The organism is Acinetobacter sp. YH12049 (assembly GCF_013419875.1).
Classification (GTDB): Bacteria; Pseudomonadota; Gammaproteobacteria; order Pseudomonadales; family Moraxellaceae; genus Acinetobacter; species Acinetobacter amyesii.
Genome location: NZ_VOZH01000009.1, coordinates 102108 through 114242 on the forward strand (window position 1 = coordinate 102108; position 12135 = coordinate 114242).

Sequence of the window (12135 nt, forward strand, 5' to 3'; positions counted from 1 at the left end):
AGTAATAGCTGTGTTTTAGGAAAAATCAGTGAATAATAAGTTAAAAGAAATTGCAGTTAGATTACAGCAAATTTTAGACCAAATCACATTATTACAAAATGAATATCAAAGCCTTTATCAAGAAAAAGAAAAACTTATATCGCTTGAAGAAAAAAATAAGAATTATTTATCAGCAGAAGAAAGACTTTTATTATTTTCTCAAAGGTTTATTGGACGAACTGATACCTTTGCTTATCGTTGGGAAAATAGCAGTGGAAAATCTGGTTATTCTGTTGCTTGTGCAAATGAGTGGAAACATGGCATTTGTTACAAACCTCAAATTAAATGTTCAGACTGTAAAAGCCGTCAACTATTACCCATCACACAAGAAGTTCTTTATTCTCATTTAACTGGACAGAAAGTTATAGGCATTTACCCACTATTAGCAACAGATCAATGTAGGTTACTCGCAGTAGATTTTGATAAATCAGATTGGAAAAATTGTGTAACTGCATTTTCTGAAGCGTGCTTATCTTTAAATATACCATTTTTGGTTGAGCGCTCTCGTTCAGGTAATGGCGCACATGTTTGGATATTTTTCTCTGAACCAATTGCAGCTAAGCAAGCTCGCTTAATGGGTGCAGGTATTCTAGATAAGGCCATGGAACTTTATCCAGCTCTAGATTTTGAATCTTATGATCGTATGTTTCCAAATCAAGATCACATGCCAGCAGGCGGATTTGGAAATTTAATAGCATTACCCTTACAAAAGCACGCAAGAGCGCTAGGAAATAGGTACCTTTATTGACAGTAACTTTAATGCCTTTACTGACCCATGGACTGTTTTACAACAAACTGAATTAATGAGTTCTTCTGAAGTTAATAATATTGTGAATGAACTAGGCTACAATTTCATCGAACAGAATCAAACAGATGTTGACCATGAGGCTCCATGGGTAAAAAATATTCCTAAAAAAAAATCAAAAGATCGCGGGATGTCCAGACGCTATTGAATTGGTATTCGCAAATATGATTCACATTCCAATTCAGACATTACCCTCTCAATTGATAGCTCAATTAAAAAGATTAGCCACTTTCTCCAACCCTCGTTTTTTTAAAGCACAAGCAATGCGTTTTTCAACGACAGGAATTCCAAGACACATATGCTGTGCCCGCCTTGAAGGACAATATCTCAGTTTACCACGAGGATGCCTAACAGATATAATTCACTTGCTTAATCAACAAGATACTAAAATAAAACTAAAAGATCAACGTACTAAAGGCAACATATTAGTCAATATAAATCTACTTACCGAATTATCCTCTGAACAGGAAATGGCATGTAAAAAAATCCTTGAACACGATGTTGGAGTTCTACATGCACCAACGGCTTTTGGAAAAACTGTTACTGCAATCTCTATCATTGCCAAACGCCAAACAAATACACTCATTATTGTTCATAACAAAGAACTTGTTTCTCAATGGAAAGAACGATTACATTCATTTTTAGCCGATGTCGAAATTGGTACAATACAAGGTGGAAAAGCCAAACCATCTAATCAAATTGACATTGCAACATATCAAAGTCTAATCAACCGTGTAAATAATTCAATCAAACCTATCGCCTTTAATTACGGACAAATTATCGTAGATGAATGCCACCATTTATCCGCACCAAGCTATGAATTTCTTCTCAGTGAAGTCAGTCCCTACTACATTCTCGGGTTAACTGCTACACCAGAACGTCAAGATGGGCATCAACCCATTATTTTCATGCAAGCTGGTTCTATTGTATACAAAGCAAAATCCAACAATCACACCCAGCTTAAAAAATTATTAATAAAAGTAAATTATGAAGGTGAATTCCCAGAAATTTTCTTTGGTACCGAAAATAAACCACATATTTCAAAGCTGATGCAACATCTTACTGAAGATACAGAACGTAATAATGCCATTATTAAAGATGTCTCTCATTGTATTCAAAATGGTCAGATCCCGTTAATTTTAACTGAACGTAGAAAACATGCCGAAAATCTTAGAAATAAGTTGAATGATTTAGGGTATAAAACATCTATTTTACAGGGAGGTATGAGCCATACAAAAAACATAAAAGAAAAACAAAATTTAGATGATGCTCATGTTGTGATTGCCACGGGAAAATACATTGGTGAAGGTTTTGATCTTCCTCGTTTAGATACCTTGTTCTTGGCATTCCCGATTTCATGGAAAGGCACTTTGGCTCAATATGTTGGGCGTATTCATAGATCAAATGAAGGTAAATTTGAAGTTCAGGTATATGATTATGTTGATGTTAACCATCCGATATTTGTCAAAATGTTTCAGAGAAGGAGTAAAAGTTATAAAGCTCTAGGCTATATTGTAGAACAATCACACAATAATATCGTTTTATAATTTTAGATCTATTGACACTACCCCAATTTTCAATCCATAAGATAATTAAACGTAAAGCCGCTTTTAAAATTCTAAATGTGTGGGTCTCCTTGGCATCAAAATAACTGGCCATCACAAAGGATGCGGGTCCGAATGCAAATTTTAACTGTATTTTCAGAGTCATTTCAGATCACTACGTAGCTAAGGCTGTTTTGCAGATCGAAATGATAAAATCATAAATTGCTTTTCAAGAAAAAAGAAACTAATATGTTTCTTATAACACTAAAAAGCAATAAATGTGTCTACAATGAATGAGTCTTTACTTCAGCAAATCAAAAAAAGACGAACCCAATTGGGCTTAAAGCAAGTTGATATGCAATCCCGTACAGGCATTTCAAGACAGCAATACCAAAAGCTGGAAAGTCAGGGTAACCCTCGATTAGAGACCTTAGAAATTATCGCGGCAGGATTAAATGCTCAACTGATGCTCATCCCTGATGATAAGGTTCATTTGATTAGACAATTATTGAATGATGAAATTGAAGTCACTATTGAAGATCAGGATGACTTAATGACTAACCCATGGAAGGGTCTTCTCGGAGGAGAGGAACCATGAATACTGTTGCCGTCCTGAAATTAACATTACATCACGCTGTCGTTGGATACTTGGCAGGATTTCAGAGCGGAAAAAATATTCTGGTTTTTACAGATTCTTTCCGCTCTGATCAGCAACGCCCAACCTTGAGCCTGCTGACTTCCCCCTTGTATCCTCAAGTGGATAAGATTTTAGAAAAGACCTATGTTACACATCAGCGTTTACATCCCTTGCTATCAAACTTGCTACCAGAAGGTGCATTACGCGAACTGATTGCACAAAGCCTCAAAGTACATATAGACAATGAATTTCAGTTATTGGCAGCTTTAGGTCATGATTTACCTGGAGCACTCATTGCGACTCCATTAGATCCAGAAGAAATTCCAGATGAAATAAAATTCAAACTGCAGATCTCTAATCCAGATCAGATCTTAAAGCAAGAGATTCGAACAGATAATAAGTTTTCCTTGGCCGGCGTCCAAATGAAGTTTTCCATGAAAGCCAAAGATGGGCGTTTTACACTAGTCCAGGCAACGGAATCGTCTCTACTCGGGGACTGGATTATCAAAACTCCTTCTTCCAGACATGCTTTTGTTCCGCTAAATGAATATTCTATGATGAGCCTTGCCAAAATGGTCGGAATAGATGTCCCTGAGATTCGCTTGGTGGATATGGCACTCTTACAAAACCTTCCACCATTAAATTTACCCCAAGAGCAATATGCTTTTGCAATCAAAAGATTCGATAGGCAGAGTACTGCTAATACTACAGAGCTTATTCATATTGAAGATTTTGCTCAGATCTTTGGTTCATATCCACAGCAGAAATACAGCACCACAAATTATGAGCAGATCGGTAAGATCATTTATCACTATTCAGATAACAAAATTTTTGATATTCAGCAATTTGCCAGCCGTTTACTCGTCAATATTTTACTCGCCAATGGAGATGCACACTTAAAGAACTGGGGTATGATTTATCACGATAAAACAACGCCAAGATTATCCCCTGCATACGATATATTGATGACAAGTGTATATATTGAAAATGAGCGTCATTTCGCCTTAAATCTTGCCAAAAATAAAGATTGGTATTTAGCTGAGATGAAACACTTTGAACAATGGGCTGAAAAAGTCGGTGTTCCATGGCGTGTTATAGAAAAACAACTTCGTGAGATCATCGATAAAGCACGGTCAGTATGGCCAGCGCTATTACTAGACTTACCTATGATTTCTGTTCATAAAGAAAAATTAAGAGAACATTGGAAAAAATTGCATCCAGACTTTCAGATACTTACAGATGATTAGGGTAACCTGAAACCAAACTAAAATTTCTCAAACAAGTTCATCACGTCATTTTCCGTCAGTTTCGCTTCTCCCTCATGATCTGTGCTTAGAATAGACTGTGCCAGTTCTGCTTTATTCTGCTGCAAGGCAATAATTTTTTCTTCTATGCTTTTATTGGTAATCAGCTTATACACAAATACCGGCTTGTCCTGTCCAATCCGCCATGCACGATCTGAAGCTTGATCTTCAGCAGCAGGGTTCCACCATGGATCATAGTGAATGACCGTATCTGCGGCAGTTAGATTCAGACCGACCCCTCCTGCTTTCAGACTGATTAAAAATACCGGCACTTGTCCAGACTGAAATGCTGTAATGACTTCATCTCGCTTTTTGGTCTTTCCAGTCAGCTTCACATAGCCAATTTCTGCGTGATAGAGCTGTTGTTCAATCAGTTCCAACATTGAGGTAAACTGAGAGAAAATAAGAATTTTTCGTCCCTCTTCCACCATTGGAACAACCATATCCATCAACTGTTCAAGTTTGGCAGAATACGCCTGCCCGGTTTTAACTGAATCCAGTTTCAGCAAGCTAGGATGACAACAGACCTGACGCAGCTTCAGCAAGGCATCTAAAATTTGGATTTGACTACGCTTAAAGCCTTTTTCTGCCACAATTTTCTGAATATTTGCCTGCATCGTGGCGCGAACAGCCTCGTATAGCTTGGATTGCTGCTCATTCATGTCAATATTGACTTCAATCGTGGTTTTTTCAGGCAATTCCTTGGCAACGTCAGTTTTCAAGCGACGTAAAATAAAGGGTTTAATGCGGTTTACCAACTTTTGCCTTAACTGCTGATCACCGCGTTTTTCAATAGGATAGCGGTACTTTTTATTAAAGATTTCTTGTGAATATAAAAATCCTGGCATTAGAAAATAAAATAGTGCCCACAGCTCACCCAAATGATTTTCCATAGGTGTACCGGTTAGACATAGACGATGTCGCGCTGTTAATTGCCGTACTACCTGTGCAGCTTTGGCACGCGGATTTTTAATATTCTGCGCTTCATCCAGAATGAGTTGATGATATTCATATTGCTTTAGTTGCTCTTCATCTCTCGCCAAGAGCGGGTAGGTGGTTAACACAATGTCATAGTGTGAAATCTGCTCAAAATACTGATGGCGGTCGGGGCCTTGTAGCAGCAGTACCTTGAGCTCAGGGGTAAATTTTTCCGCTTCTTTGAACCAGTTATGTATCAGCGATGTGGGTGCAACAATTAAGGCGGGTCTGTCCTGCAAATGACCAGCCTGCTTTTCCATGAGTAAGTGGGCTAAAGTTTGTGCTGTTTTACCCAAACCCATATCATCTGCCAGAATCCCGCCATGCTGGGTTTCCCTTAAAAACTGTAACCAGCCTAAGCCCTGCTGCTGGTATAGACGCAACTCCCCCTGAAAACCTTGTGGTGTTGGCAGTTGTTGCTGATAGCCTTGTTTGAATTTATGTACAAATTTCTGCAGGCGATCACTGACCTGCCATGTCATCCCAAGATTATGCTGCAATTCTAATAATTGACTCGCATCATAGCGATCAATACTGCGCTCTTCTTGCTGTAAAATGCTCTGCAGATGCAATAATACCGGCTTAATATCCCTAGCGGATAGCGCCAAATCAGGTTGATCAACTGCAGTTTTCACGGTGAAAATTTGACTGTCATTCAGATGACCAAAAATCCGTGGATCAAGTAAATCAGGCTGTTCTTTCACCAAAGCCACAAGTGCATCGAGTAAATCATAGCTATTGCCTGCACTGTCCTGAACGGTCGCCCCGATATTGAACCAGTCTTGTTGGCTTTCAGATTCAGTGATGGAAATATTTAAATTTTCAACATATTGCAGCTTAAATGGGCTGTGTTCCAGATGCTCTATCTGCCATCCAATCAATTCAATTTGATTGATGGGCATCAGCTGTTTGATCCAGTCTCCATAGAACGCAAAAACCATAGAATCAAGACGTTGTTTATCCAGTTTTAATTGCTGGTAATAATTAAGATCTTTTACCCACTTCAGTGATTCGACCAATAGCTGTAAACGCTGGATTGACTGTTGTTCCTGAACTAAGTCCCGAAGCTGTCGCACCATTTTGCCATGCTGCTCACCAATAAAACTGTCACCTGATGTACCTGCTTTTATTCGCCCGCCTGCATAGGAGAATTCAATTTCGGCACAAACAGACTCTTCCCATTTCCAATGAAGTTTATCTACAACACCAAAGCGTAAAATGGGCTGGGGACTACCCTCAAGAACCTCAATATGCTGAATAGACTCGGGCTGAGGCAGATTTTTCACGTCTGAATATTGATGGCTAAGCTGCTCAAACTCTGGCAAGAGCGTAGATGGAAGATCAGGCATCTGTAAAAAATGGTACAGAAGATTTGCCGTATATTCACCATATAACTGGCCCACCGTATTCTGTTGAATATCCACATAACATGGTGGATGGCTCGCGAGAATCTGAATATGTGGATTTGATTTCAAATCGAGTCGAATATCACCATTGACCAATTCAATGTTTAAATGCTCTGTCTGTTTGTTTACACCTTGTTGCCAGATCAGTTCGATGTGATAGCCTTGTTCTGACCATTGAAGTGCAGTATGGCTCTTTTTTTGCCAGTACACATCGCCACTTTGAATAAAAGATTTGAAATGCTCCAATAAAATTCCGGAGATATCAAGATTGCTCTGATAAAAGCGCTCGTCGCTGTTTATTTTGGCGTAATAATAAATCTGGTTAAATAATTGTCGTTTTTGTTCAGGTAAAGTCAGATGCTTTCTGGTGATATTTTCATATTGGGTATAATAACTTTCCCCTGCAATTGAGCCATTTTTATTGCGTCTGGCTTTCTGCACATCAACTGTCAATTTCTTTAAGCTGACAGACTGATCTAGCAGGTAAATTAAATAATTGTTTGTTTTGACAGATTGCTCTGGTTCAGTCTGTTGTAAATACCGTTTAAAATCATTCAACCAGCGCTGCGCCTGATCATCCTCCCGTTGGCGTTTTGCGATTCCCTGCGGGGATTGAGAGTCAGCATAACGCTGCTGAAATTCCTGGCGATATTCCTGAAAGAATAACCGTGCTAAAGCAGCAGCATGTTTACAGTTATATCCAACCGGACAAGTGCAGTCGTCATCGATTAAACGGTCTTTTTGTGGATTATAGGTAATTGCAGTATCGTAATAATCTGTCCCTTCAATTTGGGCATACATCGTAACCCCGTCTTTTTCCTCAAAGAACTCAATCGTTTCCCTATCAATGTGTTTAGCATAGCTCAGACTGCGCTGAAGAGTTGCTGTACTAAAGCGAGATAGAAAATTGATCAATGAGGACATAATTACCAGAAACCAAAAATGTTTATACAATTATAACGGACAAAGCTGTCATTTCAGAACAGTACTGCTCGCCAACGTATCAAAAGGAAATAAATCCATGCTCAAAAACTTAATGTTTACTACAATGGATGGGGTGAATATTGGCTTTGGGGTACATTGGTCTCCTCAACCGCAATCACAGGTCGGCCATTAATCGCCTTTGAATACAGTGCAGAAGCGATCAGTAAAGGTTTAGAACTTTCCTCCACATCAAATGGATATCATGGGTGAGGCACTGAATATTCCTCGACAAGCTCTTGTGAAACTTGGTACTCAGGAAGCGGAACTTTGTGTCCAAGAAGTTGATGAAATTATTGGCTCGATTTGTAAGGTTACAATCTGATTCAGCAATATCGCTCATGACCTATTACCTGGACAAATTCAAGCAGAGACTCTCCAACTGATCCAAAATAGGATTGAGCATAATATTCATTTATTGCACTAAATAGCTTTCACAAAGCTTCTATGAAGGGCTTATTCTAACCGTTGTTTTATTACGGCATAAGCTACACCAGTCACCACACTTCCAATCGCAATCGCCAATAAATATTTTAATGGATAATTCATCGCATTCGGAATGATCAGTACCATTACACCGCCATGAGGAGTGACTAGTTCACATTTAAATAATGCAACCAAAGCCCCAGTTACAGCACCACCTGCGATCGCACATGGAAGCACTCGAATCGGGTCTTTGGCAGCAAACGGAATAGCCCCTTCCGAAATGAAACATAGGCCCAGAACTACAGCAGCCTTCCCTGCATCTTGCTCAGGTTTGGCAAATTTATGCTTTGCTAGAAAAGTTGCAATTGCCATACCCAATGGCGGTACCATACCCGCAGCCATGGTAATCGCCATCGGTCCGTATGTTTGTGACGTAAGTAAGCCCACCGTAAAGGCATAAGCCGCTTTGTTTATTGGGCCCCCAACATCAATACACATCATACTCCCAAGGATAACCCCCATGATCATGGCATTGGTCGTCCCCATATTGGCAAGGAAGTGTGTGAGTAATTCAAACAATTGTGCAACAGGCTGTCCAACCACATAAATCATGATTAAACCAACAGCTAAACTGGCCAATAGTGGAATAATCAATATTGGTTTTAATGCTTCTAGGCTACTCGGGAGTTTAAGCTGTTTCGATAAAAATAACGCAATATAACCTGCAATAAAACCTGCAACTAATCCACCGAGAAAGCCTGCCTCTAATTGTGTGGCAAGTAAACCGCCAATCAAACCTGGAGTTAAACCCGGACGATCCGCAATAGAATAAGCAATGTAACCTGCCAGCATAGGTACCATAAGAGTAAATGCTGCAGCACCTATTTGCTTTAAGGATGCGGCAAAGCTTCCTTCAACAGGATTGAGGCCAAACATAAACGAGATGGCAATGATCAAACCGCCCGCCACCACCATCGGCAGCATGAAAGACACCCCTGTTAAAAGGTGTTTATAAATTCCTGTTTTTTCTTTGTTTTCATTTCCTGTCTTAGTGGCTATTTGCTTACCCGTTTCAAGCACTTTGGCCTCAGCAATTGCATTTGCAAAAGTCTTATCCGTTTGCTTAAGGGCAAATCCTGTACTGCAGCGATATACACGTTTGCCTACAAAGCGATCTGTATTGACCTCAATATCCGTTGCTAAGATCACCACATCTGCTTTGGCAATACTTTCTGCCGATAAAATATTTTTAGCCCCAACCGATCCTTGGGTTTCAACATCAATCTGATAACCGTGCTTTACTGCACCTTGTTGTAAGGCTTCGGCCGCCATAAACGTATGCGCAACACCAGTTGGACATGCTGTAATGGCGACAAACCGTGTAACCCCTACATTTCAGTAAGTTTATTTCGCTACGGTTTGGACTATGTTCAAATGGCTATTCTACGTTTGATTGGTTTTGGAAAAAAAGAAGAATTTAAGAAAGTGCTAGCAATTTTAAGAAAGAAAAAGCCTGATAGGGCAAGGATCCTATGAAATTTGTCGTGTACAGAGGTAATTTTTATGAAATCTAAAATCATGAGAAAAAGATAGAAAAGCACTTAGTCAGTTTCGGAGTATTATTTAAAACGTGGAGATGTTTTTCCTATGTTGATTAGTCAATTTATTTACGAATGAGGTATAAAGTTTTATCTAATTTTTCTTTTTATCCAATTTAAAATTAGGTGCGTACACGGCCTCAACTTTCAATAAAGTATAAAAGGTGTTTGTGTAGGCAATACCCTTACTTTTGATAAGCCAAAAGAAAGCAAAAGCCTTTGTTACCCATACATAACATCCCTATTATGATGGATAACGTGTGGCATCCCTGCCACACTCGTGTATCCAAACGTTGCTTAAATTAAACTATGTAATAGTGGCGACATAAAGGTGCTCTTATCGCTATATATTAAAAACTTAGTGGAACACTGTTTCTAAAGCTTTTAAACCCACTTTGGGATCAAGTAGACCGTTGTAAATTTCAGGGATTTCACGTTCCACCCCAAAAAATTCATAAATGGCAAGCATCGCCCCACGAACTGAATATTCCACAGTAAAGACCACGTCATCTTCAATTTCCACAAACTGTCCAAGGAAAGCAAAGTTTTGTGAGCCTTGTGGAATTACCTGTGGACGATCCCCCGGTTTACGGCAGGCGAATAGGGCAGAGGCGTATGGCATCATGGCGGTAGTAACATCAGTCGTTGCCAAAACATGATCTAAAATGTCGTCAAAACCGAGCTGTTTAATCAGTTCTGTTAGGATTTCTTGCCCCGTGGCTTCGGACATTGGTTTTTTGATGTAATCGCCTATATGGTCAATTTGGAAACCGTAGCCCCATAAGGTATATAAACCTTCAGGTAAGTCGGCAAAGTGTGGCTGTGCAGGAACCACGATGGATAAATGCCAACCCGACTCATACCAAGTCATGAGTGCGCCTGTGCCTGGTTCATTGTCTGTATAGTCAATAATACGTTTAAGTAGCACGTCATCTTTCATGGTCAGAGTGAAAGACTCCCACTTATGTTCATCGACATTGCCATAAAAAGTCATTGGACGGCCAAAGTCTGGGGCTTTTTGTGCCAGCGTTTCCCAAAGCGTCCAGCCATGATCTTCTCGATGACGAATAAGAGCAGGCACGTCATGATTACCGCCATAACGTGAGTCTGCTGTAATAGAGCCTAAAGTGAAAATAGCTAAATCATTGGCTTTCAGATTAATTTGCTCTGAGCCTTCAGGCAATTGTACATATAGGCGTGAAGCGTAGCGTTCTTGAGTTTCAGCATTGGTAATGAAGTCTGCATCTGTGACATAGTGTCCAAAACGCACATCGACGCCTTGTGCGACTAACCAACGCTGTAGGGGCAGAATCATCGAGTCATATTGGTTGTACTTGGTACGTTTCACACCCGCTAAGGTATGAATGCGTGGCAATTCTTGAATAAAACGCAAGAAATAGCGTCTTAACTCTGCTGCACTGTGCCATTTTTGAAAAGCGAAAGTCGTGCGCCACATGCGCCAGAAATTGGTTTCAAAAAAGGTTTCATCAAAAAACTCATCAATGCGGCGACTGCCAATTTTTTCTTCTTTTGAAGCTAATAGGCGCAGCATCTGTGCACGATGTAGCGTATTCAGACCAAGCTTTGCTGCATCCGCAATGACATGTTCGGCATCAATCAACCGTGCATTGGCGTGGGTTTTCACTTTTTCATTAAACTCACGACATTCTTCACGCACCGAAATGTCTGGATTTTCCAAAGATGGAATACTGGAAAATAAGTCCCATAGGCACAAATAAGTTTCATCGGTCAGCATTCGCCCACCACGTGTTACCCAAGCTTGCGCGGCATGCGGTGTATGTCCACCATCCATCGAACCACCTGAAATATCGAGTTCTTCTAAAATATGGATATTTTTGGCAGGGACTTTGGCATCACGGATTGCAAATGCAGCAGCAGCCATACCTGCGATACCACCACCAATAATCCAAAGATGGGACTGTTGCGCGTCTAATGGGGTGCGCTTCTTATTTTGCATGGTTCACCTTTAATTATGATGTTAAAAATTATGAAGTAAAAAAATTGGTTTAGAAAAACCTTAAAAATAGTATGTCTTTTTATATATGAAAAATGTATGAAATGGGAAGCAATCCCCTCATTATATTTTGTAATCAAAAATAGACGTATGATGGCTATTTTTAATACACATTTGTCTTTTTATTAAAATTGAATATGATCTAAATAATTGATGTTAATGTTTATTGTTGAGTAATTGCTCTATTGTTGTTTTCACTATGCCGTATGCTAAATTTCTTTAAAAATAGGCTTTTTATTTATCATTAAAAAATATCTTTGTACACGACAAAAAAAGATAACTCATTGAAATAATGGCATAATACTTGTTTTCTGACGACGAATATGATGACACATTTCAATGAGTTACATCTCATCTTAAACAAATATCTAAAGTGGAACAA

At 39.4% G+C, this 12135-nt stretch carries 6 protein-coding genes and 3 pseudogenes; 6 read left to right on the plus strand and 3 right to left on the minus strand.

What is annotated here, in order from left to right; translation table 11 throughout:
- Positions 1-28: 28 nt before the first annotated feature.
- The 4 genes from FTU05_RS17870 to FTU05_RS05715 all read left to right on the plus strand — a co-directional run bounded on the left by FTU05_RS17870 (position 29) and on the right by FTU05_RS05715 (position 4272).
- Entirely contained in the window at positions 29-787 is a 759-nt protein-coding gene (locus FTU05_RS17870; RefSeq protein WP_257230090.1) for a hypothetical protein, read from the plus strand.
- Positions 788-1008: 221 nt separating this feature from the next.
- Positions 1009-2391 (plus strand): DEAD/DEAH box helicase, encoded by a 1383-nt coding sequence (locus FTU05_RS17875; protein ID WP_257230091.1) that lies wholly within the window; start codon positions 1009-1011, stop codon positions 2389-2391.
- A 286-nt stretch (positions 2392-2677) separates the two neighbouring features.
- Complete coding sequence (locus tag FTU05_RS05710) at positions 2678-2986, plus strand: helix-turn-helix transcriptional regulator (protein ID WP_034582588.1); 309 nt, start codon at positions 2678-2680, stop codon at positions 2984-2986.
- On the plus strand, positions 2983-4272 hold the full coding sequence (locus FTU05_RS05715; protein ID WP_180164533.1) for a type II toxin-antitoxin system HipA family toxin: 1290 nt from the start codon (positions 2983-2985) through the stop codon (positions 4270-4272). Before FTU05_RS05710 ends, FTU05_RS05715 begins: the two co-directional genes overlap by 4 nt.
- A 17-nt stretch (positions 4273-4289) precedes the next feature.
- On the opposite strand, the gene FTU05_RS05720 is transcribed toward FTU05_RS05715, so the two are convergent.
- Positions 4290-7637, minus strand: coding sequence for a DEAD/DEAH box helicase (locus tag FTU05_RS05720; protein WP_180164535.1), 3348 nt, complete (start codon positions 7635-7637; stop codon positions 4290-4292).
- A gap of 247 nt (positions 7638-7884) precedes the next feature.
- On the opposite strand from FTU05_RS05720, the pseudogene FTU05_RS05725 reads away from it, so the two are divergent.
- Positions 7885-8121 (plus strand): annotated as a pseudogene (locus FTU05_RS05725) (hypothetical protein); the annotation flags it as partial.
- Between the two features lie 29 nt (positions 8122-8150).
- Here FTU05_RS05725 and FTU05_RS05730 read toward each other — a convergent pair.
- Positions 8151-9500, minus strand: a pseudogene (locus tag FTU05_RS05730) (fructose-specific PTS transporter subunit EIIC); the annotation flags it as partial.
- Positions 9501-9512: 12 nt separating this feature from the next.
- Between FTU05_RS05730 and FTU05_RS05735 the strand changes: the two are divergent.
- Positions 9513-9656, plus strand: a pseudogene (locus FTU05_RS05735) (IS4 family transposase); the annotation flags it as partial.
- 420 nt (positions 9657-10076) lie between these two features.
- Here FTU05_RS05735 and FTU05_RS05740 read toward each other — a convergent pair.
- Entirely contained in the window at positions 10077-11696 is a 1620-nt protein-coding gene (locus FTU05_RS05740; protein WP_180164537.1) for an oleate hydratase, read from the minus strand.
- Positions 11697-12135 lie beyond the last annotated feature (439 nt).

What these genes read in the sequence shown, in the direction of transcription:
- FTU05_RS17875 (WP_257230091.1), top strand. Translation starts at nt 1,009, where the DNA reads ATGATTCACATTCCAATTCAGACATTACCCTCTCAATTGATAGCTCAA.
- FTU05_RS05710 (WP_034582588.1), top strand. Translation starts at nt 2,678, where the DNA reads ATGAATGAGTCTTTACTTCAGCAAATCAAAAAAAGACGAACCCAATTG.
- FTU05_RS05715 (WP_180164533.1), top strand. Translation starts at nt 2,983, where the DNA reads ATGAATACTGTTGCCGTCCTGAAATTAACATTACATCACGCTGTCGTT.
- FTU05_RS05720 (WP_180164535.1), bottom strand. Translation starts at nt 7,637, where the DNA reads ATGTCCTCATTGATCAATTTTCTATCTCGCTTTAGTACAGCAACTCTT.
- FTU05_RS05740 (WP_180164537.1), bottom strand. Translation starts at nt 11,696, where the DNA reads ATGCAAAATAAGAAGCGCACCCCATTAGACGCGCAACAGTCCCATCTT.